The 24350-nt window shown below is 45.9% G+C and carries 22 protein-coding genes; 14 read left to right on the forward strand and 8 right to left on the reverse strand.

Annotated features, from left to right (window positions below; genetic code table 11):
• The first annotated feature begins 208 nt into the window (after window positions 1-208).
• Entirely contained in the window at window positions 209-1687 is a 1479-nt protein-coding gene (locus QT992_RS01200) for a bifunctional orotidine-5'-phosphate decarboxylase/orotate phosphoribosyltransferase (protein WP_333336205.1), read from the forward strand.
• A gap of 519 nt (window positions 1688-2206) precedes the next feature.
• Here the strand turns inward: QT992_RS01200 and leuB are convergent.
• Window positions 2207-3292, reverse strand: coding sequence for a 3-isopropylmalate dehydrogenase (leuB, locus tag QT992_RS01205; RefSeq protein ID WP_333336202.1), 1086 nt, complete (start codon window positions 3290-3292; stop codon window positions 2207-2209).
• A 119-nt stretch (window positions 3293-3411) separates the two neighbouring features.
• Between leuB and QT992_RS01210 the strand changes: the two genes are divergently transcribed.
• Together QT992_RS01210 and QT992_RS01215 are read left to right on the forward strand one after the other, a co-directional pair.
• Window positions 3412-4254: a Uma2 family endonuclease gene (locus QT992_RS01210; protein WP_333336198.1), complete on the forward strand. Its 843-nt coding sequence runs from the start codon at window positions 3412-3414 to the stop codon at window positions 4252-4254.
• 255 nt (window positions 4255-4509) lie between these two features.
• A complete protein-coding gene (locus QT992_RS01215) occupies window positions 4510-5715 on the forward strand; it encodes a DUF4336 domain-containing protein (protein ID WP_333318759.1) in 1206 nt (401 codons plus the stop codon).
• A gap of 410 nt (window positions 5716-6125) precedes the next feature.
• On the opposite strand, the gene QT992_RS01220 is transcribed toward QT992_RS01215, so the two are convergent.
• On the reverse strand, window positions 6126-7919 hold the full coding sequence (locus tag QT992_RS01220; RefSeq protein ID WP_333336195.1) for a metallophosphoesterase: 1794 nt from the start codon (window positions 7917-7919) through the stop codon (window positions 6126-6128).
• Between the two features lie 323 nt (window positions 7920-8242).
• Between QT992_RS01220 and QT992_RS01225 the strand changes: the two genes are divergently transcribed.
• Both QT992_RS01225 and QT992_RS01230 read left to right on the forward strand, forming a co-directional pair.
• Entirely contained in the window at window positions 8243-9220 is a 978-nt protein-coding gene (locus QT992_RS01225; protein ID WP_333376369.1) for an acetamidase/formamidase family protein, read from the forward strand.
• Window positions 9221-9375: 155 nt separating this feature from the next.
• Window positions 9376-9660 (forward strand): hypothetical protein, encoded by a 285-nt coding sequence (locus QT992_RS01230; protein ID WP_333376371.1) that lies wholly within the window; start codon window positions 9376-9378, stop codon window positions 9658-9660.
• A gap of 246 nt (window positions 9661-9906) precedes the next feature.
• Here the strand turns inward: QT992_RS01230 and galT are convergent, their stop codons facing one another.
• The 3 genes from galT to QT992_RS01245 form a co-directional block, all read right to left on the reverse strand.
• Window positions 9907-10953: a galactose-1-phosphate uridylyltransferase gene (galT, locus tag QT992_RS01235; protein ID WP_333318752.1), complete on the reverse strand. Its 1047-nt coding sequence runs from the start codon at window positions 10951-10953 to the stop codon at window positions 9907-9909.
• Window positions 10954-11181: 228 nt separating this feature from the next.
• Window positions 11182-11841, reverse strand: a complete 660-nt coding sequence (locus tag QT992_RS01240) for a restriction endonuclease subunit R (RefSeq protein WP_333336186.1) — start codon at window positions 11839-11841, stop codon at window positions 11182-11184.
• Between the two features lie 70 nt (window positions 11842-11911).
• Window positions 11912-12571 (reverse strand): restriction endonuclease subunit R, encoded by a 660-nt coding sequence (locus QT992_RS01245; protein WP_333318748.1) that lies wholly within the window; start codon window positions 12569-12571, stop codon window positions 11912-11914.
• 105 nt (window positions 12572-12676) lie between these two features.
• Between QT992_RS01245 and QT992_RS01250 the strand changes: the two genes are divergently transcribed.
• The 4 genes from QT992_RS01250 to QT992_RS01265 all read left to right on the forward strand — a co-directional run bounded on the left by QT992_RS01250 (window position 12677) and on the right by QT992_RS01265 (window position 16193).
• Window positions 12677-13192, forward strand: coding sequence for a DUF433 domain-containing protein (locus QT992_RS01250; RefSeq protein ID WP_445251144.1), 516 nt, complete (start codon window positions 12677-12679; stop codon window positions 13190-13192).
• Entirely contained in the window at window positions 13170-13532 is a 363-nt protein-coding gene (locus QT992_RS01255) for a DUF5615 family PIN-like protein (protein ID WP_333318746.1), read from the forward strand. Before QT992_RS01250 ends, QT992_RS01255 begins: the two co-directional genes overlap by 23 nt.
• Window positions 13533-13653: 121 nt before the next feature.
• A complete protein-coding gene (gene acs / locus QT992_RS01260) occupies window positions 13654-15624 on the forward strand; it encodes an acetate--CoA ligase (RefSeq protein ID WP_333376374.1) in 1971 nt (656 codons plus the stop codon).
• A 314-nt stretch (window positions 15625-15938) separates the two neighbouring features.
• Entirely contained in the window at window positions 15939-16193 is a 255-nt protein-coding gene (locus tag QT992_RS01265; RefSeq protein WP_333318743.1) for a hypothetical protein, read from the forward strand.
• Window positions 16194-16299: 106 nt separating this feature from the next.
• Here QT992_RS01265 and QT992_RS01270 read toward each other — a convergent pair whose 3' ends face one another.
• Window positions 16300-16587, reverse strand: a complete 288-nt coding sequence (locus QT992_RS01270; RefSeq protein WP_096828764.1) for a hypothetical protein — start codon at window positions 16585-16587, stop codon at window positions 16300-16302.
• Window positions 16588-16678: 91 nt separating this feature from the next.
• Here QT992_RS01270 and QT992_RS01275 point away from each other — a divergent pair, with 91 nt between their 5' ends.
• From QT992_RS01275 to QT992_RS01295, 5 genes are all read left to right on the forward strand, one after another.
• Window positions 16679-17095 (forward strand): element excision factor XisH family protein, encoded by a 417-nt coding sequence (locus QT992_RS01275; protein WP_333053641.1) that lies wholly within the window; start codon window positions 16679-16681, stop codon window positions 17093-17095.
• Complete coding sequence (locus tag QT992_RS01280) at window positions 17083-17418, forward strand: XisI protein (protein WP_190740648.1); 336 nt, start codon at window positions 17083-17085, stop codon at window positions 17416-17418. Before QT992_RS01275 ends, QT992_RS01280 begins: the two co-directional genes overlap by 13 nt.
• Window positions 17419-17421: 3 nt before the next feature.
• Entirely contained in the window at window positions 17422-18000 is a 579-nt protein-coding gene (locus tag QT992_RS01285) for an ACP phosphodiesterase (RefSeq protein ID WP_333376376.1), read from the forward strand.
• 96 nt (window positions 18001-18096) lie between these two features.
• Window positions 18097-18993 carry a thermonuclease family protein gene (locus QT992_RS01290; RefSeq protein ID WP_333318739.1) on the forward strand — a complete coding sequence of 299 codons (897 nt, stop codon included), beginning with the start codon at window positions 18097-18099 and terminating at the stop codon, window positions 18991-18993.
• A gap of 419 nt (window positions 18994-19412) precedes the next feature.
• The gene (locus QT992_RS01295; RefSeq protein WP_333318737.1) at window positions 19413-20201 is read left to right on the forward strand and encodes a class II glutamine amidotransferase; all 789 of its coding nucleotides are present in this window, start codon (window positions 19413-19415) and stop codon (window positions 20199-20201) included.
• A 233-nt stretch (window positions 20202-20434) separates the two neighbouring features.
• Here the strand turns inward: QT992_RS01295 and QT992_RS01300 are convergent, their stop codons facing one another.
• Window positions 20435-20638, reverse strand: coding sequence for a WG repeat-containing protein (locus QT992_RS01300; RefSeq protein ID WP_333336166.1), 204 nt, complete (start codon window positions 20636-20638; stop codon window positions 20435-20437).
• A gap of 72 nt (window positions 20639-20710) precedes the next feature.
• A complete protein-coding gene (gene uca / locus QT992_RS01305; RefSeq protein WP_333336163.1) occupies window positions 20711-24328 on the reverse strand; it encodes an urea carboxylase in 3618 nt (1205 codons plus the stop codon).
• Window positions 24329-24350: the final 22 nt, after the last annotated feature.

The following is a 24350-nucleotide window of genomic DNA, read 5'->3' on the forward strand; positions in this document are numbered from 1 at the left end:
GCGGCTTAGGTGCAATCACTGGTGTAGCTAACCCGAAAATCATTCCCCATGAAACTGCTCCCAAAGTTACAGATTTCCTGCTCTTTACATTCTACAATTTTAAAAGATTCTTAATTTCAATTTCAACGGGGATCGGTTTCTTCCGGCACAACACCAATCCCACTTTGACCTGCAATTTTTTAAATTCCCCTTACCTCCATAACACACTATGAGCGATCGAACCAACTTTTTCGATAAACTGTTAGCGGCTGTTGAAACCAATCAAAGTTTGCTCTATTTAGCCCTCGACCCCGACCCGGAAACCTTGCCCCCGCAGGTTTCCATGACTGGGGAAGAGACTCAAACTTTTGTAACTGATTTGTTGTCAAAGCTAAAAAGTGCGATCGACCAAACAGCCGATTTAATCTGTGCCTGCAAAATCACCCTCGGTTTTTACCAATCTCTCGGTATTCCCGGTTGGGCATTGCTGCAAGAAATTTTAACAATTATTCCCCCTCACCTGCCAGTAATTTTAGATGCCAAACACTGCGATTTAAATACCAGCACAGTGTTTGCCAAAATTGTATTTCAAGACTGGCGAGTTGACGCTATTACTTTAAGTCCCTATCCCGGATTCGACCAAGTAGCGCCTTTTTTGTTATACGCTGGAAAAACTGTTTTTGTCCTCTGTGGCACCGCCAACCCGTCAGCGGCGGATGTGCAAGAATACCCGACGCCAGACAACCCTTTGTACTTGCAATTAGTCCGACTCTCTCAAACTTGGGGAACTCCCGAAAAACTCGGTTTAGAAGTAGGAGTAATGCCGGATATGTTAGCCCGCATCCGCAAAGAGGCTCCTGAACGCCTAATTTTAGTCGAAGGAGACATCGCCGAAGAAAATGACCTCACAGAAGAAAACGACCTCGCACAACTGCTGGCGGCCGGTTTAAGCAAGAATGGTGAAGATTTATTGCTGCCAGTCCCCCCAAGTTTATTAGCGGAGAAAGAGCCGCGCCAAAAAATTGAGAACTTGCGGGATAGTATTAATAAACTGAGGCTGCGGGCGATCGAAGGTAGTCCCACTTGCGAATTGTGGCTGCCCGATGTTTGCTTTTTGCAACCGGAACCTCACCGGGATTTAATCTTGCAACTTTATGACATCGGCTGCGTAGTTTTTGGCGACCACGTACAAGCATCGGGAGCCGTATTTCCATATTACATCGACTTGCGGAAAATTATCTCAATTCCCCAAATCTTCCATCAAATTGTCAGCGCTTATGCAGACATTCTCAAGGATTTAAAATTCGATCGCATTGCGGGAATTCCCTACGGTTCTTTACCCACAGCAACCGGTTTAGCATTGCGGATGGAACGCCCGATGATTTTCCCGCGCAAGGAGGTGAAAACTTACGGTGCAGGTAAGTTAATTGAGGGGCATTTTCAGGCAGGAGAAACGATTGTCGTAGTCGATGACATTTTGATTAGTGGCAAAAGCGTGATGGAAGGCGCGGCTAAGTTAAAATCGGCTGGCTTGAATGTGGAAGATATTGTGGTATTAATCGACCACGAACAGGGAGTCAAAGATAAGATGCAGGCCAACGGTTATCGCGCCCATTCTGTGTTAGCGCTTTCGGAAATTGCTGAAGTTTTGTATCGAGCAAGTCGCATTGATACCGAGCAATTCAAGCTTTTGACAGCCGAACATTAAACCCCAATTCCTGTAGGGGCGGGTTTTACCAACCATAATCGCCAAAAATTAATAATCTTATAAACCCGCCCTCAATGTACTGCGGAACATTAAACCCCAATTGCTGTAGGGGCGGGTTTTACCAACCATAATCGCCAAAAATAAATAATCTCATAAACCCGCCCTCAATGTACTGCGGAACATTAAAACCCAATTCCTGTAGGGGCGGGTTTTACCAACCATAATTGCCTAAAACAAAAAATCTCATAAACCCGCCCAACCCAACAAACAATCATCACCTACATCTTAACATTCAATACAAATTTCAGGTTGATGTGGATTATTGGTGGGGTGGGGGCGGGTTTATCTAGATTGTTGGTAATCGTTATATATTATTCGTAAAACCCGCCCCTACCACGCTATGCGATCGACTTTACAAAACTTCAATCAAAGGTTATTAGTTGTGTGGGGGCGGGTTTATGAGATTGTGCGCGTGCATCGAATATTATTGGTAAAACCCGCCCCTACAAGGCCATTCGATCAACCTTGCAGAACTTCAATTAAAGCATCGCCCATTGCCCGACACCCGACGAGTTTCATGCCTTCCGACATGATATCACCAGTGCGATAACCTCGATCCAAAACTTCGACAACTGCTTGCTCAATTTTATTAGCAGCTTCCGGCTGATTTAAGGCGTAACGTAGCATCATTGCCGCACTCAAAACTTGGGCGATGGGATTTGCTTTATCTTGTCCGGCGATGTCTGGTGCGGAACCGTGCACGGGTTCAAAAACTCCCGGCCCGCTTGCTCCCAAACTAGCAGAAGGCAGCATCCCAATGCTACCAGTTAGCATCGCCGCAGCATCGGAAAGAATGTCGCCGAATAAATTGCCGGTGACAATAGTATCGAACTGTTTCGGCCAGCGAATTAACTGCATTGCTGCGTTGTCAACATAGAGGTGAGAAAGTTCGACATCAGGGTATTCTGAAGAAAGGGCAATAATACGATCGCGCCACAGTTGCGAAACATCCAAAACATTCGCTTTATCAACGGAACACAGCCTTTTCCCCCGCTTCCTGGCCGTCTCAAAAGCCACTCGCCCGATTCTGTCAATTTCCGACTCGGTGTAAGCCATCGTATTAACGCCGCGTTTTTCCCCTGTTTCCGTCTCAAAAATACCTTTCGGTTTGCCGAAATAAATGCCGCCTGTGAGTTCGCGGATGACCATAATATCCACGCCTTCGACAACTTCCCGTTTCAAACTAGAAGCATCAACCAATTGCGGTAAAATAGTCGCAGGCCGCAAATTGGCAAACAATCCCAATCCGGCGCGCAGTCCTAATAATCCAGTCTCCGGGCGCTGTTCGCGGGGCAAATTATCCCACTTGTAACCGCCAATTGCTGCTAACAATACTGCATCGCAGTGGCGGCATTTTAAGAGTGTTTCTTCTGGCAGCGGATTGCCTGTTGCATCAATAGCAGCGCCGCCCATTAAAGCTTCTTGAAATTCAAAGCCGATGTCCAATTGTTGACCGACAAGTTTCAGGACATCTACCGCCACAGCGATAATTTCAGGGCCGATGCCGTCTCCTGGTAAAAGAGTGATGCGGTAGTTTTGAGTCATATCGATTTTGGAGTTTTGATTTGAGATTTGAGATTGAGAGTTAATGGGAATTCTTTGGAAATGCAAGACATTCTCACAAGGTTATAATCATATCAGGATAAGCAACCTCAGAATTTATTATGACACTCCCGACTTACCCGCCTGCTCAAGCTGAACCGCCTCTTGACCCCCGGCAGAGTTTGCCAACAATGTATGATTTACCTAGCGAAGACCCAAAGGAGCCCGGTTTGCCAGATACATTTCATTTAGATCAGCCGCAACTCTTGGAATTCACGTTTTTGCCGCCGGGATGGGATGCGGAACAAGTCTTTACAGCCAGCGACCTAAATTTGTATTACGATGCAACACAACCGCGCTGGCATAAACGCCCGGATTGGTTTGCTGCGGTGGGTGTGCCAAGGCTTTATCAAGGGCGCGATATGCGTTTGAGTTATGTAGTGTGGCAAGAACGGGTAAATCCGTTTGTGGTGGTGGAATTGCTATCGCCGGGCACTGAAGATGAAGATTTAGGGCGGACTGTTCAGCAAGCTGGGGAACCGCCGACTAAGTGGCAAGTTTATGAACAAATTTTGCGGATTCCTTACTATTTTATTTTCAGTCGCTACACGGATGAATTGCGAGCTTTTCATCTTGTAGGAGGCCACTATGAACCGGCAGAATTAATTGATGGGCAGTTATTTATTCCTGAATTGCAGTTGAGTTTAGGTTGGTGGCAAGGCACTTATAAGAGTATGAATCGGTTGTGGTTGCGGTGGTTTACGGCCCAAGGAGGGTTGATTTTAAGTCCGGGGGAAAGGGCGACGGCGGCGGAACGGCAACTGATAGAAGCTCAACAGCAAGTAATTGAAGCTCAACAGCAACTGACAGAATCTCAACAGCAACTCACAGAATCTCAACAGCGAGAGGAAAGACTAGCGGCGCGGTTGCGGGAGTTAGGCATCGATCCGGAACAGTTGGTTTAACTCATATGTTGCACCATTATCAATTAGCCTTTTATGAACAGGCAAGATGCCTGTTCCACAAAATATAAATTTTCTTGTGGAACAGGCCGGACAGCCTGTTGCTGAAAATGGTGCAAGATATCAGTTTAATAGTTCTCGCACCCAGGCCTGGTGAAACCCCTTTTCAACTCCTCGAATCCGCGCAACAGGAGTGAAATAAGATAAAAACAGTTCGATCGCACGCACGTACAAAAAAATCGGCAAGGAGTCGCACCAGTGGCAGAGGGCGAAGGCATACCAACATCAGAAGAGATTGATTCTAGGGACTATTCTTGGGCCTTTTGGCCAGTTGTCCCCCTCTATCCCTACAGCAAGCGGCGCACCATCCGCAAGGAAATAGTCAAGGATACAATCTGGACTTTTGACCAACTACAAGGCATTTTCTACGTAGTCGTCCCGATTCGGATGACGGTAATTAAACTAGAACCCGAAGGCCTTCTCGTATACGCCCCCGTTGCACCGACTCCTGAGTGCATCCGCTTGGTAAAAGAGTTAGTAGCAGAGCACGGCGAGGTTAAGTACATCCTGCTGACAACGGTTTCGGGCATCGAGCACAAAGTTTTTGTCGGCCCCTTTGCGAGGTGTTTTCCCGAAGCGCAGGTGTTTGTCGCCCCGCAGCAGTGGAGTTTCCCGGTGAATTTGCCGCTGAGTTGGCTGGGTTTGCCCGCGAAACGCACCTCTGTACTGCCCTTTGACAGCAGCAACACGCCGTTAGCCGATCAATTTGACTGGGCAATTCTCGGCCCCCTCGACCTCGGTTTGGGCAGATTTGCTGAAGTTGCGTTATTTCACAGACGATCGCGCACACTGATGTTAACAGATTCCATAGTTTCCATTCCCGAAAATCCGCCCGCGATCGTCCAACTCGACTCGTACCCGCTGCTGTTTCACGCCAAAGACAGCGCCTCGGACACGGTGGCAGACACCCACGAAAATCGGCGCAAAGGGTGGCAGAGAATCGCCTTATTTGCCATGTATTTTACGCCTAGCGTGCTGGAAGTGCCGCCGTGGTCGGAGGTATTTGCCAGCGCACGCAAAGCGCCAGAACGCTCTAGAAAAGCTTATTTCGGGTTGTATCCGTTCAAGTGGAAAACACATTGGGAGCGATCTTTTGAGGCTTTGCGGGGAGGGGGGCGGTTGTTTGTCGCGCCGATTTTGCAGACTTTGATTCTCAACCGCGCGCCGAGGGAAACTCTCGATTGGGTGGATCAAGTGGCGAGTTGGGACTTTGAAAAAATTGTACCTTGTCACTTCGATGGTGCGATCGACTCCCGGCCGCGTGAATTTCGGCAAGCATTCTCGTTTCTGGAAAAACACTCGCCTGTTAATTCCTTACCCGAAGACGATTTTAAATTGCTCAGGCAGATTGATGCGGGTTTGAATAAAACAGGTTTGGTTCCGCCTGCGAAAGACAAGGTTTAATCTTACATCTTGCACCTTTGTTCAGAACAGGCAAGATGCCTGTTCCACAAGAAAATTGAGTTTGGTGGAACGGGCATCTTGCCCGTTGCTAAACAGCTAATTGAGAAAGGTTTAATCTTACATCTTGCACCATTGTTAAGAACAGGCAAGATGCCTGTTCCACAAAGAATGAATTTCTTTCTTGTGGAACGGGCAAGATGCCCGTTCCTAAACAGGTAATTAAGAATAGTGCAACATCTCAGTTTAATTTTACATCTTGCACCATTTTCAAGAACAGGCAAGATGCCTGTTCCACAAAACTCAATTTTCTTGTGGAACGGGCATCTTGCCCGTTGCTAAACAGGTAATTGAGAATAGTGCAACATCTCTGTTCACTCAGATATCTCTAGGGACACAGCAATACCGTGCCCTTACCTTTCGCACTTAAACTCATCAAACTTCACCACTTCCGACTCCGGTTTCCGCGTATCAAAATAGTAGCTGCTAACCGTACCCTCCCCCGTATCAAAAATAGTAAAAGCCGTAATATCATTACTATCAATATATGGCAGCGGCCGCCCGTCTTCTGCCAACAAAGGCGCAACAGTCGGCACCACAGGTTCCAATCCGTTCGGGTCTCCAATAGCGCTGTAATCTTCCCGATATGCCGGCGGCACAAATCGGCGCTTTTCCCCCACAAAAGCACCGTAACTGTTGCCCACATTAGAACTCTCCAAAAAGTGCATTCCGCTGGAACTTACAAACCGATTCCACAAGTGCGAATGTCCGTAAAATACCAACTGCACCCCCGCTGTTTCTAGTAGCGGCACTACATCCCGAATCAGATAATCTTGCTGTTTCGGATACTCGTAACGCACCATTTTAATCTCGCCATCGAGAGCGCGATCGACTATTTGCACTGGATCGGTATAAGCAGGTACAATATTGTCACCCAGAGAATGCGGCGGGTAGTGAAACATCACAATTTTATATTTTGCCTGCTGGAATTCCGAACTCTTTAACTCTTGTTGCAGCCAATTATATTGAGCGCTGCCCTTGACAATCGGCTCAAAAATATGCTGTCCGTATCCCCATTTTTCGGGATTATTAAAATCTGCGTCTCGTTCCCGATACCTGCCTCTGGCACGCGGATCTAAATTCGGAGTCCGCCAGATATTCGCCACGTACAAAGTCACTAACCGCACGTCCCCAAAAGTCACAGCATAGTAATTTTTGCCTCCAGGTAAATTGAAAATTTCGTCATAGGTATCGCTATTAAAACTATTGTTTTTCAGCCATATTTCCCGCACTGAAGGGTCATTATTGGGATTCAAAGAGGCAGCACGTTGAGCGTATATTTTCTCGGCAGCGGCGCGGGGAAAAGGATCGTTAAATTGGTCATCGAGTTTGCTGTTGGTTGCAAACCTGCCCATGATTTCGTGATTGCCAATGGCGGGAAATAAAGGCGCGTGTTGGATCAGTTCGCCGCCGCTGTAAACGGTTTTGATGCCGTTTTTGTCCAGTTCGGAAAATGCGCGACCTTGCAGAGCGGGAAAGAAGGCGCGGCCTCGGTAGTCGTCAAACCATTCGGAAGCGCGATCGGGTATATTAATTAAATCCCCTGCCATAAAAACCGCGTCAACTCTCCCCATTGTTTCGGCTACTTTCTGGAGATTTGCTGCTGTCATAGGCATCAATTGATGGTCGGAAGTGAGGAGAATTTTGAGCGGCATTCCTGCTGCTGGTGTCGGAGAAAGAGTGAAAACTTTGCTGCTGACAGATGCGCCGTCTTTCCTTTGGCTGGTGACTCGATAAGGAATGCGAGCACCGGGCATTAAATTGGAGACTTCTGCTTCGTGGCGCCAGATGTCGCGGACAATTGGATTGCTGTCAATGATGCTTTGTTTCATTTCATCGGAAATGCGCGAGTCTTTGTCTTCGCGAGTGCGGCTTAGCTTGGTAGTATTTGCCGTCACAACTTGATTCAAATTTTCGCCGTAAGCAACAGTATTGCGAGTACCAGGAAACTCGGTAAACCAGACAACTCGCACCGAGTTTGCTGTTGGGACTTGCAAAAACGGATCGGTTAAAAGCTGAGGTTTGTTAAGATAAGATTGCATAAGGAAACCTAGCAAGAGGACAATCAAAATCAAAACAGCAAAAAACCAGGGATTGCGAGAATAACCTTTGGGATTTCCTACTTGGTTGGGCAATGGTGTTAACATAATTCATTAGTCATTAGTTTGTAAGGGCGGGTTGCACCAGCCAAACAGAACTCCCCACCCCAATACATATAAACCCGCGACACCCACTTTAAATTTTAAACTACCCAGGTTATCAACAAGTTAAGAAATTAGTAGAATATCTCACATCTAACAAACCTCAACTATTTTTTCACATCTTCCAATCTCTCCATTCTCTTTCTCTGCGCCCTCTGCGCCCTCTGCGGTTCATAAAAAAAATTATCAAAAATAATTGAGACTTGCGATATAACATTCTTAACACCCTTCCTTCAATCTAAAATCTAAAATCTAAAATCTAAAATCCCATGACTCGCCACCTTCTCAAAGCTAACTGCAAAACCGTACACTTGGGCGGTTTTTCTCCGAAGCTCGAACCTGCTTTAACTGTCGATTCGGGCGATCGCATCGATATCGAAACCTATTCAGGATATTATGTTGCTGACAAAGCGCCGCCGGAATTTCTCACCCCCGAATTTTTAGATATTTGTCAGAATTTGCCTCCCAACCGCAAAGTTGGGCCGGGGCCCCACTTGCTGACAGGCCCGATTTATGTTAACAACGCCGAACCAGGAGACGTTTTAGAAATTCACATTGAGGATGTTTACCCCAGTTTACCAGTAGGATTTAATGCAATTCGCGCGGGATGGGGAGCTTTACCGGAGTATTTTCCCGACCCTAAATTGCGGTTTATTCCGCTAGATTTAGAGCAAAACATTGCTGAATTTCCCCCAGGTAGCCGCCTTGGGATTCCCCTGCATCCTTTTTTTGGAATTATCGGCGTTGCCAATGCAGAAATCAACCGTTCTTCTATTCCTCCAGAGCGCTACGGCGGCAATATGGACAATCAGGAACTCCAACCAGGAACGCGGTTATTTTTACCGGTTTTTATGCGGGGCGGTTTACTGTCCATTGGCGACGGACATTCGGCACAAGGAGATGGTGAAGTTGACGGTACGGCCATTGAAACTTCGATGAAGGGGACTATTCAAATCATTTTACGCAAGGATTTATTTCTGATATTTCCGTTTGCGGAAACGCCCACTCATATTGTGATTATGGGATTTGGTAGAACATTAGATGAAGCGTTTGAGATGGCGGTAAAACAGACGGTTTATTGGCTGCAAAAGTTTGCAGGTTTCCAAGAGGAAGATGCTTATGTTTTCTGTTCCCTCGCGGTAAATTTTCGGATTACGCAGGCTGTCAACAATCCTCAAAAAGGAGTTCACGGAATGATGCCCAAGTGTATTTTACCAGAGGTGAAAATTATTGGTCACGGAGTGTGAGCGAGCATAATAACACGCGATCGACCAAAAAATTAGGATCGCGATCGCACAAACTACACAAATTTGTCACTGCTGTGGTCGATCGGGATCGCGATCGTGTTGACAATTAAGCTTAAAATGGAAAAGTTACCAGTTCTACCTAAATCGATCTCAACATGAAAAACCAGACTGACGATGTTGCCAAAAAAGATTTAGTCGATCGAGCTTTTGGGAATGCAGCAATACCAGATCCGACAGCGTGGGTGCACGAACATTATTTTCTGGCTAATTTCGCCGATACTCTGGCCCTCATCCAAGAACATATGTCTGAAGACAGTTGCGAAATCGGCGAGAATGTTGAATCGGGTGAGGGAATATTATCGATCGATGCCAAAATTAGAGATATGTTGAGAGCTACTTTTAGCGACGACGGCTGGCAATATGTCGAAAGTTTATTGTGAGTTTGGTAAAATCCATAAGTATTTGTACGTTCCTAACTTGAGAGCGTAAGTTATAGCAGTTTAAAAAAGAATCCAACTTTATGCCGGTGATCTAAACCATTAGATCATGCGTTATGCCCAATTCTTTAATCTCAAATCTCAAATAATATCAATTTCCTCCCTCAACGCAGACTCGCAACTCAGAATAGCTGGGTGCATTTCCACCCCCAGTTTAAGTAAACTTGACCTATTGTGATGTAGGATACTTTAGATGGGGGGGAAATTACTGTCGCTAGGAATTTCGATCGATCGCAAAAAAGCCGCACTTTCTTCGGGCAAAGCAGTATTGATAAACATCCCGCTGCCCAACTCAAACCCAGCTTGCTTGGTGACTCTGGGAATAATGGCGATATACCAGTGAAAGTATTTTGTTCCCCCTTCGGCGATCGGCACCGATCGAATATTATAGTTGTAATCGGGATTGTTCAATCCGTAATAAAGCTTAGCCAGTACAGTTTTCAAAGTATCAGCAAGATCGGTAATTTCCGCATCAGTAATTTCATCAAACGAAGAGGAATGCCGACGCGGAAAAATCCAAGTGTGAAAGGGTGAAAGTGCAGCGTAAGGGATAAAAGCCACAAAATGTTCACTCTCACAAATCACTCTTTCCTTCGCCGCTAATTCATCTTCCAAAGTCCGACAAAACAGACATTCTCCGGTGTCGTCAAAATATCTAATAGCTTCGTCGATGCGGCTGCGAAATTGGCTGGGTACAACGGGCGTCGCTGCTATCTGCGAGTGGGGGTGTTCGAGAGAAGTTCCGGCAGTTTCCCCGTGATTTTTGAAGATAATAATTGTTTCAATGTGGGGATTTTTTCTAATTTCTACATAGCGCTGGCGGTATACTAAAAGTATGTTTGCAACTTCTTCAACACTCAACAAAGCTGTTGTCAAATCGTGTCGCGGATGTTCGACAATTACTTCGTGAACGCCGATTCCCGCCATCGTGCGGTGAATTCCCGATGATATCCTCATCCATTCTGCTGTCGGGGAGAGGGCGGGATATTTGTTGCGAATTGCCCTGACTTTCCAGCCAGTGCGTGAAGCGAAGCTATCCCGTAGGGAATCGCCCAAACGGCAAGTTTCTAAGGTTCCGTCTTCTTCATTTCCCACGCAAAACGGGCAATCGGCGCGGTGCGGTGGCACTACTATTTGGCACTTTTTTTTGTTAGCGAATTGATCCGGTCTTGTCGCCCGTTCGGTGGCGATGATTACCCAATCTCTGGTAATTAAATTTTGTCTAAGTTCAGACACTTTTTTACCTTCAGTTGCAGGGTTTAACCGTTGATCATTGTATAGAATAATTTGTATTCTGTCACTAGCTCTTACATTTTTTTAACAAATCTTGATTTCTAAATGTTCCACCAGTTCCCAACAGAAGTTAACAACAGTTGGCATCGACGATAGAGGGCGATTAGGACTAAACTGGTACAGAATATCTGTCTCGGCAGTACGGGTAAGCACAGATTTTAACCGCAGAGATTAAGCCAACTGCAACTGCACATTCTGCAACTTGCAAATAGCTTTCAACACTTGCGCCAACAAGAGCGATCGCTCTCGGTCAATCAAATTCAATTCCGGTAAAATCTGATAAGTGCAAGGATTGCCCCGCGTCAGATACACAAACTGATAGTTACGTCCATTCGTCGTCAATCCCCAAACAGACGATTGCTGCTGCAAACTTTTATAAGCATAAGTCAGCAATTGCGGCAAACCGGCCCAAGGATCGATCGCACTATTTTTCGCCTCGACTACCAAAATCCAAAACTGTGCCGCCGCGAGCTCTGCCTCCGGCTGATTTACGGCTAAGATATCCAACCGCCCTTTAATTAAAGTATCCCCATCCTCAACCTCGATCGGGATGCTATCTTCCATTGTCAGCACCACAGGAACTTTAAAAAATCCCGTTAATCTCATTAACGGTGAAAGTGACAAAAACTTAACCAATTCTTCAGAAACCTTTCCCACTTCTAGATAGCGCCAAAAGTCATTGCTGATTTGCAATAATTCCTGCTGTTCAAAATCCGTCAGAGGTTCCAGAGAGAAAAAATCAGTAAAACCTCCTCCTGTTTGTCTTTCCAGTTTGAGAAGGCGGCGAACGTCATTTAGCGAGAGTTGGCTTGCTTCTAAATTTTGGGTCATGGCTTTAGTGCGATCGGCTTATCCAGTTAACCATATTATATGGTGCAATAAAATGTTAGATCGTTCCTGTTTACGCCAACTGCAACTGCACGTTCTGTAACTTGCAAATCGCTTTCAAAACTTGCGCCAACAAGAGCGCTCGCTCTCTGTCAATCAAATTCAATTCTGGTAAAATCTGATAAGTGCAAGGATTCCCCCGCGTCACCCGCACAAACCGATAACTTTCGCCATTCGTAGTCAATCCCCAAACGGACGATTGCTGCTGCAAACTCTTATAAGCATAAGTCAGCAATTGTGGTAAACCGGCCAAAGGGGCGATCGCACTATTTTTCGCCTCCACTACCAAAATCCAAAACTGCGCCGCCCCTATCTCCGCATCCGGCTGATTTACTGCTAAAATATCCAACCGCCCCTTAATTAAAGTATCTCCATCCTTAACCTCAATGGGTATACTATCCTCCATTGTCAGCACGATCGGAATATCAAAAAATCCTGTTAATCTCATCAAAGGTGAAAGCACTAAAAACTTAACGAGTTCTTCTGAAACTTTTCCTGCGGATAAGTAGCGTCGAAAGTCAGTTCTAAGTTTTAATAGTTCCTGCTGTTCTGATTCTGTCAGCAGTTCCAGAGAGAAAAAATCACTGAAGCCCTCTCCTTCTAACTCTTGGAGTTTGAGAAGGCGGCGAACGTCATTTAGCGAGAGTTGGCTTGCTTCCAAATTTTGTGTCATGGCTTTAGTGCGATCGGCTGTTAATGTCAATTATAAAAGCATTACCATCGGATTTGTTATGATATAATCATACTAGATATCGCTCCTGTAAATCGGGTAGATTGTATGAAAGCAATTAAAGTGATGGCAACGATCGACGATCGAGGACAATTGTGCGTTGGTGAACCGCTCAAGTTATATCGCAACAGCCGAGCAGAAGTAATTGTGCTGGTTCCCGAAGTAACAGAAATCAATAAAGAGAAGCAATCTCATGAAGCCAACCACCAAACCACGCAACTAGAAGACTACTTTAACTTCCTCAGACCAGATGATATTCGGCTCAAAGGTTCTCGCATTGGCATCGAAACCATTCTCTATGAATACCTGTTTCGCGCTCGAACTGCCGAAGAAATCGCTAACATTTATACATCGCTCACCCTGGAACAAGTTTATGCGACCATTTTGTACTACCTGCACAACAAAGAAGCAGTCGGTCAGTACATAACCGAATGGCTGGAGTGGGGAGAAAAAATGCGAGAAGAACAACGTCGCAATCCTCGTCCAGTATATGAAAAAATCCGCAAACTGAGAGCAGAAAGAGATGCAAGGAGAAAGGCTGATGCCAATCCAGTATCTCTTTGATGAAAATGTCGATCCTGCGTATGTCAATCAAATTCGCAGACGCAATCCCGATATGGTTGTTCAAGCAGTGGGAGAACTAACAGCACCTTCCAAAGGAACTCTCGATCCAGAAATTCTTATTTGGTGCGAAATCCACAATTTCATTCTTGTTACCAACAACCGTCGGTCTATGCCAGTTCATTTAACAGATCATCTAGAACAAAATCGCCATATTCCTGGAATATTCATCCTAAATTCCAAGCTGAGTATTGGTCAAAATATTGACGAACTGATTTTGATTTATGAAGAATCGTTTGATGATGAGTACCAAGATAAAATTGAGCATTTACCGCTACCCTAATTTCTAATACAGTCCCAACATTTACAAATTTCCCCAAAGTCTTAAGGAAAATAAACATACTTTTGCTCCAACTTATGCAAACAATAGTTAAAAAGACTAACCGAAGTTAAAGTTAAAAGCAATGTCGCAAGATACCATCGAATCAATTCTGCATGAAAAACGCCTATTTCAGCCGCCCGCTGAATTCTCCCAAAAAGCTCACATCAAAAGCCTAGAAGAGTACCAAGCCCTCTACGACAAAGCCAAAGCTGACCCCCAAGCCTTCTGGGCAGAACTCGCCACCCAAGAATTGCACTGGTTCCAAAACTGGGATACCGTGCTCGACTGGCAACCGCCTGTTGCTAAATGGTTTGTCAATGGCAAAATTAACATTTCCTACAATTGTCTCGATCGCCACTTAACCACTTGGCGCAAAAATAAAGCCGCCCTGATTTGGGAAGGCGAACCCGGAGACTCGCGCACCCTCACCTACGCGCAACTCCACCGCGAAGTCTGCCAAATGGCGAACGTCATCAAACAATTGGGAGTCCAAAAGGGCGATCGCGTCGGCATTTATATGCCCATGATTCCCGAAGCTGCGATCGCCATGCTAGCCTGCGCCAGAATCGGTGCAGTACACAGCGTTGTTTTTGGCGGTTTTAGTGCAGAAGCTTTGCGCGATCGACTCAACGACGGCCAAGCAAAACTCGTCATCACCGCAGACGGTGGCTTCCGCAAAGATACCGCCGTCGGCCTCAAAACACAAGTAGACAAAGCATTAGCAAATAATGCCACACCAAGTGTTACCAACGTTCTCGTAGTTCAGCGCACCAAACAGAAAATTGACATGGAACCAGGGCGCGATCATTGGTGGCACGATTTGCAAAAAGGTGCATCGGCAAATTGTCCCGCCGAACCGATGGACAGCGAAGATATGCTGTTCGTACTCTACACCAGTGGCAGTACCGGCAAACCGAAAGGAGTCGTCCATACAACCGGTGGTTATAACCTTTATACCCACATGACAACCAAATGGATATTCGACCTCCAAGATACCGATGTTTACTGGTGTACTGCTGATGTCGGCTGGATTACTGGACACAGTTATATTGTCTACGGGCCGCTGTCCAACGGTGCGACAACTTTAATGTATGAAGGTGCTCCTCGCCCTTCAAATCCTGGCTGTTTTTGGGATGTAATTGAAAAATACGGCGTCACCGTTTTCTATACTGCACCCACCGCCATTCGCACCTTTATGAAAATGGGCGAACACTTGCCCAACGCGCGCAATTTGTCATCTTTGCGGTTGTTAGGAACCGTCGGCGAACCGATCAATCCTGAAGCTTGGATGTGGTATCAACGAGTAATTGGCAAGTCGAATTGTCCGATCGTCGATACTTGGTGGCAAACAGAAACCGGGGGAATTATGATTACCGCTTTGCCCGGTGCAATTCCTACAAAACCCGGTTCTGCAACCCTACCGTTCCCCGGAATTGTGGTCGATGTTGTTGACCAAGATGGCGAACCAGTCACTAACGAAAGCGGCGGTTATTTAGTGGTGAAACATCCTTGGCCGGGAATGATGCGGACACTTTACAACGATGCCGATCGTTTTCGCCGCACTTATTGGGAATATTTGCACCCGAAAGATGGCGAATTCGTGTACTTTGCTGGAGACGGCGCGCACAAGGACAAAGACGGTTATTTCTGGGTAATGGGCCGCGTTGACGATGTAATTAATGTGGCCGGACACCGACTCGGCACAATGGAAGTCGAGTCAGCTTTGGTATCGCATCCAGCGGTGGCGGAAGCTGCGGTTGTTGGTAAACCGGATGAGATTAAAGGTGAGGAAATTGTGGCTTTTGTCACGCTGGACAACTCGCAGCAACCTAGCGATGAATTGGCTAAGGAATTGAAGCAGCACGTTGTTAAGGAAATTGGGGCGATCGCCCGTCCCGGCGAAATTCGATTTACTGATGCTTTGCCGAAAACTCGAAGCGGTAAAATTATGCGGCGTTTGCTGCGTTCTTTAGCTGCGGGACAAGAGGTTTCTGGGGATACTTCGACTTTGGAAGACCGGACGGTTTTGGATAAGTTGCGGGGAGGTGCGTAGGGGGATTTTTTAACCGCAGATGTAGGCAAATTAACGCGGATGAACGCAGATATAATCTTATCTGCGTTCGTCTGGTTTAATTGTTAGCTATAACTGAGATGTTGCACTATTCTCAAGAACGGGCAAGATGCCCGTTCCACAAGAAAATTCACTCTTTGTGGAACGGGCATCTTGCCCGTTCCTAAACAGGTAATTGAGAATGGTGCAAGATATCAGCTATAATGGAAGTGGCAAAACTACATAACTTTCTGCGGTGTCATTCTCAATAAGAGTGGTAAGTCATACCGCTGTATTTGTGAACGGGAGATAGAGGAATGAGTCAGATATGGACTGAAGAGCAAATCAGACAAATAATCCCAGATATTGATTCACAGTTAGACGACAGCGATATTCCAACGGTGATTATTAAGGGTGAAGGTAGCAGTATTTTTCTCCAGTTTGAGAACCGTCGCGAGATTGAATTTTTGATTGCCCAATTATCTAACCTACTTATTCATCACGAGGAATTAGATATGGGAGTTACTGTTAAGGGGTATGTGACAACATTTGGTGAGTATAGCTCTCAATAGGCTGCAACACTACTTCTGAAAGAAATTTGTGATGCGATCGCCCGCATACTACAGTTAGGCGATCGCTCTTTTGTTATCCAAGATTCATTGATCGACCAAAAACAGCTTATTTGCCGCGCCACAGATGAACGGCATCGGCGTTAATTTCCGACCTTACCTGTAGCCAATCCTCTAACAAGTAGTCATCATCAACTGCTTCAGAATGCTGTTCGTCTTTGAGAATTGCTAAGACGTGAACTCCTGACGGATAGTTGACATGGCGGATTTCTGGGTCATATCCCAAGTCTTGAATTTTTGCTAAAATGCGATCGACTGCACCGGCAACAGTCAGATCGACGGCAAGAATAATTTGACCGAGTTTAGCACCCGGTTTTACACATTCTAGAACAGCCATTATTCTTTCTCCTTGTAGTTGCGGTTTAAGATAATTGCATCATAATTTGCTATTATATAACCGTGAAGTCTTATATTGCTCGTGTTGTTCTATGCCCGCTTTAGACCTCTACCACAATACAGTTAAAAAATCTCTCCTCAATGATGGGTGGATAATTACTCACGATCCTCTCCATCTGAAATGGGGGAAAAAAGATATGTATGTGGATCTGGGAGCAAAACAGGTGCTCGCAGCGGAACGAGGAGAACAGAAAATTGCTGTGGAAGTCAAAAGCTTTGTCAGCGATTCAGAAATGCAGGACTTGAGAGAGGCGATCGGACAATTTACTATTTATCGATCTGTGCTTCAGAGAACTTATCCAGAACATACGCTGTATCTGGCTGTTCGCGATATCACCTATGAATCTCTATTTGAAGAACCGATCGGTCAATTAATGATTGAAGATGAAAAGCTCAAGCTGATTGTATTCGACCCAAATCAAGAGGCGATTGTAAAATGGATACTTTAGCTAACTTTAGAACCACCATTAAAACAGTTCTCGAACCTTACACAAAAATTCCTTACTCTCATGGCGATATAATTTGTAAAGCCGTGTTTGATGAAAAATCTGATTGTTACCTGCTAGTTACTTTAGGCTGGGATAAAGCCAAACGAATTCACGGCTGTTTGGTTCATATAGATATTATTGATGATAAGATTTGGGTACAGCGAGATGAGACAGAATACGGCGTAACGAAAGAACTTGTAGCTGCTGGAATCTCCAAGGATTCCATTGTTTTAGGTTTTCATCCCGCCGATGTCAGACCTCATACAGGTTATGCAGTTGTGTAGTTAATGAATTATTTGGCTCATCTATTCTTATCAAAAGGCACGCCAGAATCCCTGATAGGCAACCTCCTCGGAGATTTTGTCAAAGGTTCGGCTGTCAACCTTTATCCCGATGAAATTAGAAAAGGCATCGATTTGCACCGCAAAGTAGATAGCTACACGGACTCTCACCCAATAGTGCGATCGAGTAAAAGCCTTGTTTGCGCCGAGAGACGCAGGTTTGCTGGAGTTTTGATTGACGTGTTTTACGACCACTTCTTGGCTAAAAATTGGCTGGAATATTCAGAAATTCCGCTTCCAGATTTTTCTCGCCATGTCTATAAAATCCTGCAAGACAACCGCGATATATTGCCTGAATCTCTCCAGCGGGTGCTGCCAACAATAATTGCCCGCGACTTGCTTTCATCTTATCAGGACATCGCCGAAATCGGCATCACTCTTACAAGAATGTCGGCGCGACTCAAACGGACAAATAACTTGGCAAGCGGCATAGAAGATTTGACAGCTAACTATCAGCGATTAGAATCAGATTTTCGAGATTTTTTCCCCGACTTGATAAAATACGCCACCGTTGACAAATATTAATACAAACACCAAAAATTACAGTTGCTATTGATAGCGAACTCGTGTATGATTCAACCGATACCTGTATGAAATCTCAAGTGCAACAGGGTTGAAAATATGGCAACCAGAATTCCGAACCTGCAAATAACTAAAGTAGTTGATGGCGACAGCATCAAAATTTCTCTCAACGGCAAAACCGAGTCTCTGCGGCTGATTTGCGTCGATACAGAAGAAAGTCATCCGGGAGGCTCCAAACCTGTAACTGCGGCGGGGAAAGCAGGTACGGAAATGGCTAAAAAATACTTCGCCACAGCAGATGGCGGACTTGCTCAAATTGACATAGAATTTGATACAGACGATTCGGTTGAAGTGGCTCTACAAAAACACCGCGACAACTACGGGCGTCTCCTCTGTTACGTACATAAAGACGGAGAAAATTACAATCTTAAACTGATTGAAGAAGGCTGGAGTCCCTACTTCGTCAAATACGGCCGCTCCAGATTATATCACCGACAAATGACTGAGGCAGAATCGGCAGCAAAAGCTTACAATCTGATGATTTGGAATCCGATTATCAATGCCAAAATCCCCTCTCGCAACTATGCTAATTTACTGCCTTGGTGGTCGATGCGAGGCTCGATTGTTGAAGAGTTTCGGTTGTCGGAAGCAACAGCAGGAGCGCTTTCTTTGAGGTTGCACTACCCGAAAATATTAGCTGCTTCTGAGAAAGCTCAATCTCTTACTATTTTCTGCGATTTGGAGGCTGGGATTAATAAATGGATCGGCGGCAGCGCTCTAATTTATGCTGGTTCTGTGTATCATAAATTAGATTTGTGGATACCAGATGCTGAAACTGATGAAATGGCTCCCTTGAAGCGGCTAATTGAGAAACGTTATGCGGGTGTGGGACGGGGATATGTGTATGTCAGTGGGAAGGTAGAACAGTACAAAGGGAAGCCTCAAATAGTTTTGAAGGATATCAAACAACTTTCAGATTTTCCCCCACCAAATTGAATCTTACCTGAATTTAATTAAAAAAATTGCAGGACAAATGGAACGATGAAGACTGTTCTCCGGGGAACGCGATTTAATTTTGAGCGATTCCCTACCGCAACGGGCTGGCTTAACGAACGGAATAGCTTGGCTTCACGCATTTTTTAAAATTTAATTAGCATTATAGACCTCTTGCAAAAGTCCTTTTCATAAATTTATTGGACGGGCTCTTCGGCCCATCCCACAAGAAAAAATAACTCTTGTGGGATGGGCCGAAGAGCCCGTCCTAGTTATTTGTGCAAGAGGTCTTATGGTTGACCATCCAAAATTATTGTATTTTTTTTATTAGGCTAAATCAATTCATACTATAATACTATCATCGCAGGTATGTAGCTGCCAATAGCTGCGACATCCATCCAAACTCCAGAAATTTAAAAGCTATGTGCCAATTACTGGGAATGAACTGCAATGTTCCAACAGATATTTGCTTTTCTTTTGAGGGTTTTTCTGCAAGAGGGGGCAAAACCGACGTTCATCAAGACGGTTGGGGAATTGCTTTCTTTGAAGGTTTGGGATGTCGCCTTTTTATAGACTCTAAACCTGCGATTGTTTCTCCGGTTGCTGAAGTAGTGCGCCGCTATCCCATTCATTCAACTAACGTCATTGCTCACATCCGCAAAGCTACTCAAGGCGAAATTGCTTTGGAAAACTGCCACCCTTTTATTCGGGAACTTTGGGGGCGCTATTGGGTGTTTGCTCACAATGGAAATCTGGAAAATTTTAATCCAGAACGTGCCGGATTTTACAAGCCGGTTGGCAAAACTGACAGCGAAAAAGCTTTTTGTTTGATATTAGAAAAGCTGCGCTCTACTTTTCCTCAAAGCAAGCCTGCTGTCACGGATATTTACCCGGTACTGGAGGAAATTACTAAAACTTTGGCAGAGTACGGAATTTTTAATTATTTACTTTCTGATGGAGAACACTTGTTCGCACACTGTTCTACTAATCTCCATTATATTGTGCGACAAGCACCTTTTGCTAGCGCTCACTCGATCGACGAAGATGTAACAGTCGATTTTCGGGAATTGACCCACGAGGACGATCGCGTGGCTGTTATTGCCACTTTTCCGCTGACTGATAACGAAGTTTGGACGCAAATTCAGCCGGGAGAATTGCTGGTATTTCAGGATGGTTTGCCGATCCATTATGGGCTGCTAGAGTTAATTTAACGAGATTTAAACAGAGATGTTGCACCATTGTCAATAAGCTTTTTAGGAACAGGCAAGATGCCTGTTCCACAAGAAAATCTACTCTTTGTGGAACAGGCATCTTGCCTGTTATTGAGAATGGTGCAAGATGTGAGTTTAAACAAATTTAAAGCCTAAACAGAGCACCGAACCTGCTAAATGACTAGCTTTGCAGCTTGATTTATGAAGCCAGATTGGCCATTGCTTGACAGCGGCTAAGCCTTCTGAAAAACTGCCGACAGCGGAAACTTGGGGGCGATCGCCCACTGGCCTGCTTGATTGATATATCCCCACCCTTTTGAAGCCCTAACTGCTGCTAAATCTTCATTAAATGAGCCGGGGTTGCACAATTTGATGATGATTCTTGTGGGGTGTCTCGCCTTCAGTGAAAATACACCTGACTGGCTACGATATCCCATCCCACAAAACAATCAAAATCATCCCCCAATTATCCAACGGCTTCTACTTTCCCCGAACTGACAACAGAGGGATTAATTCGGTTGAACAGCCGCTAAAATTTGTCCGGCTGTCACTGTTTGTCCCTTTTCACAAAACAATTGGGCGACAGTGCCGGCAACATCAGCAGTAATAGCAATTTCCATTTTCATCGCTTCCAAAATTAACAGGCGATCGCCCTCAGCAACCGCATCTCCCACATTAACCAGCACCTGCCAAACATTAGCCGAAACGTGAGCGACAACAGCCTCACAGCCGATCGGCAAAGTAACCTCCGCCGCCGTTTCCGAACCCACATCCGCCGAGGATTCTGCGGCAGCTTCAGCGTCAAATTCCCCGGAAGCGGCCCAGCGATCGCGCTCTGCATTAAATGCGGCCTGCTGCTGCGCTTTAAACTCAGCCGCACTGCCCGCAATAGAATGCAAAAACTCATTGTATTCTCTCAAATTAAAAGTGATTTCCTCAACCTTTAATTTAAACTTCCCTTCAATAAATTCTTCCCGACAGCGGTGCAATTCCTCATGAGAAACCGGATAAAATCGGATTTGGTCAAAAAAGCGTAAAAGCCAAGGTTTACCAGACTGGAAATCCGCCGTTTGTTTGAACCGATTCCACATTTGCACCGTGCGGCCGACAAATTGATAACCTCCGGGCCCTTCCATCCCGTAAACGCACAAATACGCGCCGCCAATACCAACTGCATTTTCAGGAGTCCAAGTGCGGGCGGGATTGTATTTAGTAGTAACCAAACGGTGGCGCGGATCGAGGGGAGTTGCGACAGGCGCGCCTAAATAAACGTCTCCCAAACCCATCACTAAATAGCTAGCATTAAATACAATTTCTCTGACTTGTTCGATGCTGTCAAGCCCGTTTATGCGGCGAATAAACTCAATATTACTGGGACACCAAGGTGCATCCGATCGCACAGACTGCATATATTTTTCAATGGCCAACAGCGTCGATTCATCTTCCCAAGATAAAGGCAAGTGCACAATTCGCGCCGGCACTTCCAAATCCTCGATCGCCGGAAGTTCCGCCTCCGCCGCAATCAGCGCCTGCATTAGCTGCTGTTGGGAAATCTGGCGGCCCTCAAAGTGAATTTGGAGCGATCGCATTCCCGGCACTAATTCGATAACACCAGGCAACGGATTTGCTTTCAACTGTTCCATCAATGCGTGCGCCCGAAAACGCAAATTTAAATCCAGCACCAATGGGCCGTATTCAACTAGAATATATTTATCCCCAGCTTGACGGTAAGTAACAGCAACCTGTCCCAGAGATTCGGGAATTTCGTGCAAAATTGGAGAAGCGGGAACTGCGGGCAATTCCTCCGCATTTTCCCCAAAAACAGGCAAACTAAAAGTAGCAATTTGCCTATTTTGTGCTATTTCCCGCTGCAAAGCTTCCGCAAAACTCAAACAGTGAAAGCGAATGCTGTCCCCCGGTTTCAGTTGCCCGATTTTCCACAATTCCGACTGCACAATAGTAGCAGGACACACAAAACCTCCCAAACTCGGGCCGTCAAGACCGAGAATTACAGGCATATCGCCCGTAAAGTCGATCGTGCCGATCGCATAAGCATTATCGTGAATGTTAGACGGGTGCAAACCCGCTTCTCCGCCGTCTTGACGCGCCCAAGTGGGCTTCGGGCCGATCAGCCGAATTCCCGTCCGAGTCGAGTTGTAATGCACCCGCCATTCTGTTGAGAAAAACATGGCGATGTCTGACTCAGTAAAGAAATCCGGCGCGCCGTGAGGCCCGTACAAAACACCGATTTCCCAATTATTGCTGTAAGTTGGAATTAGTTCGGGAGGCAAAGATAATTCCGCTTCCAGAGTTGCAGTTTGATTCAGTTTCAGCACATCTCCCGCACGCAGCGTGCGGCCAGCGTGTCCGCCAAATTTGCCCAGTACAAACGTTGATTTGCTGCCCAAATAATCGGGGACATTAAAGCCGTGCTTTACCGCTAAATAAGTGCGGTAGCCGCCGCCTTCAATGGCTTTTAACTTGAGAATGCTGCCCGCTTTTACGGGAATGGCCCGCCAAAACGGCACCGATTCGCCGTTTAGCGTTCCCTTCATAATTGCACCAGTTAAACTAATAACTGTATCGGCATTAAAGCGCAGAGTTGGGCCTGTCGCTGTGAATTCCAATCCTGCTGTCGATTCGGGATTTCCTACTAAACGATTTGCCGATCGAAATGCCAGATGATCCATCGGCCCAGAAGGCGGCACGCCAACATCCCAATAGCCAATCCGCCCCGGATAATCTTGAATGCTGCTGTAGGTTCCCCCATCCAATACATCGATCGTTAAAGGTGCGTATTCAAAAGAGTTTAAAAAGCGCGTGCTCAGTTCGCCCCGGCTGAATCGGGAATCGTCCAAAATCTGGCGGAGGTAATCTAAATTAGTTTCAATTCCCGCTATTTCACTGGCATCTAAAGCAGCTTTGAGTTGGGCGATCGCCTGCGTTCGATTATCCCCGCAAACGATTACTTTGGCTAGCAGCGGATCGTAAAAAGGAGTTACCTCCGTGCCGGTTTCTATCCAACTGTCGCAGCGGACGTTTTCGGGAAACGCAACTTGATTCAGCAACCCGGAACTCGGCTGAAAATTCTTGCCGGCATCTTCCGCATAAATTCGCACCTCAATTGAGTGTCCCTGCGGTTGATAGCGGTACTCTTCCAGGGGGAACAAATCTCCAGAAGCCTGTTTTACCATCCACTCAACGAGGTCGATGTTGTTGACAGCTTCAGTAACGCCGTGTTCAACTTGCAAGCGCGTGTTGACTTCCAAAAAATAAAACTGTTTCGCATCGACATCAAATACAAATTCAACAGTACCGGCGGATTGGTAATTTACGGCTTTTCCCAGCCGCACTGCTGCACTGTACAACTGATTTCGCTGTTCGTCGGTAATAGCAGGGGCGGGGGTTTCTTCAATTACTTTTTGATTGCGCCGCTGCACCGAACAATCTCGTTCGCCCAAGGCTATGACATTTCCTTTGCCATCTCCAAAGATTTGGACTTCAATGTGTCTGGCTGTTTGAATATATTTCTCTAAAAAAACGCCGCTTTGTTTAAAATTGCTTTGACTCAAACGCTGTACTTTTTCAAAGGCTTCTGCCAAATCTCGATCGCCAAAACAAGCCTGCAAACCAATGCCGCCGCCGCCTGCGGTACTTTTGAGCATCACCGGATAGCCGATCGCCCCAGCCGCTTTTTGGGCATCCTCCAAACTTGCTAAAAGTTCGCTTCCGGGAGTTAGCGGCACTTGATTTGCAGCGGCTATTTCCCGCGCGGTGTGCTTCAATCCAAAGCAGCGCAACTGACTCGGAGTCGGGCCGATAAATGCAATATTTTCGCTTGCACAAGCTTCGGCAAATTCAGCATTTTCGCTCAAAAAGCCGTAACCCGGATGAATAGCTTGAGCTTTAGTTTGGCGCGCAACTTCGAGAATGCGATCGAACCGCAAATAACTCTCGGCTGCGGCGGCTGCACCGATACAAACGGCTTCGCTGGCGGCAAAAACGTGCGAGGCGCGGGCGTCGGCTTCAGAATATACTGCTACTGAAGCAATTCCGAGGCGATCGAGGGTGCGGATAATTCGGCAGGCTATTTCACCGCGATTTGCAATCAAAACTTTGTTAAACATTTAGGGAATTGCTGATTGGTAT

The organism is Microcoleus sp. T3_D1, assembly GCF_036700405.1.
Taxonomy (GTDB): Bacteria; Cyanobacteriota; Cyanobacteriia; order Cyanobacteriales; family Microcoleaceae; genus Microcoleus.

Excerpts from the sequence above, each read along its gene's own strand:
- QT992_RS01200 (WP_333336205.1), top strand. The coding sequence starts at position 209 with ATGAGCGATCGAACCAACTTTTTCGATAAACTGTTAGCGGCTGTTGAA.
- leuB (WP_333336202.1), bottom strand. The coding sequence starts at position 3,292 with ATGACTCAAAACTACCGCATCACTCTTTTACCAGGAGACGGCATCGGC.
- QT992_RS01210 (WP_333336198.1), top strand. The coding sequence starts at position 3,412 with ATGACACTCCCGACTTACCCGCCTGCTCAAGCTGAACCGCCTCTTGAC.
- QT992_RS01220 (WP_333336195.1), bottom strand. The coding sequence starts at position 7,919 with ATGTTAACACCATTGCCCAACCAAGTAGGAAATCCCAAAGGTTATTCT.
- QT992_RS01225 (WP_333376369.1), top strand. The coding sequence starts at position 8,243 with ATGACTCGCCACCTTCTCAAAGCTAACTGCAAAACCGTACACTTGGGC.
- QT992_RS01230 (WP_333376371.1), top strand. The coding sequence starts at position 9,376 with ATGAAAAACCAGACTGACGATGTTGCCAAAAAAGATTTAGTCGATCGA.
- QT992_RS01240 (WP_333336186.1), bottom strand. The coding sequence starts at position 11,841 with ATGACCCAAAATTTAGAAGCAAGCCAACTCTCGCTAAATGACGTTCGC.
- QT992_RS01245 (WP_333318748.1), bottom strand. The coding sequence starts at position 12,571 with ATGACACAAAATTTGGAAGCAAGCCAACTCTCGCTAAATGACGTTCGC.
- QT992_RS01250 (WP_445251144.1), top strand. The coding sequence starts at position 12,677 with ATGAAAGCAATTAAAGTGATGGCAACGATCGACGATCGAGGACAATTG.
- QT992_RS01255 (WP_333318746.1), top strand. The coding sequence starts at position 13,170 with ATGCCAATCCAGTATCTCTTTGATGAAAATGTCGATCCTGCGTATGTC.
- acs (WP_333376374.1), top strand. The coding sequence starts at position 13,654 with ATGTCGCAAGATACCATCGAATCAATTCTGCATGAAAAACGCCTATTT.
- QT992_RS01265 (WP_333318743.1), top strand. The coding sequence starts at position 15,939 with ATGAGTCAGATATGGACTGAAGAGCAAATCAGACAAATAATCCCAGAT.
- QT992_RS01270 (WP_096828764.1), bottom strand. The coding sequence starts at position 16,587 with ATGGCTGTTCTAGAATGTGTAAAACCGGGTGCTAAACTCGGTCAAATT.
- QT992_RS01275 (WP_333053641.1), top strand. The coding sequence starts at position 16,679 with ATGCCCGCTTTAGACCTCTACCACAATACAGTTAAAAAATCTCTCCTC.
- QT992_RS01280 (WP_190740648.1), top strand. The coding sequence starts at position 17,083 with ATGGATACTTTAGCTAACTTTAGAACCACCATTAAAACAGTTCTCGAA.
- QT992_RS01285 (WP_333376376.1), top strand. The coding sequence starts at position 17,422 with ATGAATTATTTGGCTCATCTATTCTTATCAAAAGGCACGCCAGAATCC.
- QT992_RS01290 (WP_333318739.1), top strand. The coding sequence starts at position 18,097 with ATGGCAACCAGAATTCCGAACCTGCAAATAACTAAAGTAGTTGATGGC.
- QT992_RS01295 (WP_333318737.1), top strand. The coding sequence starts at position 19,413 with ATGTGCCAATTACTGGGAATGAACTGCAATGTTCCAACAGATATTTGC.
- QT992_RS01300 (WP_333336166.1), bottom strand. The coding sequence starts at position 20,638 with ATGGGATATCGTAGCCAGTCAGGTGTATTTTCACTGAAGGCGAGACAC.
- uca (WP_333336163.1), bottom strand. The coding sequence starts at position 24,328 with ATGTTTAACAAAGTTTTGATTGCAAATCGCGGTGAAATAGCCTGCCGA.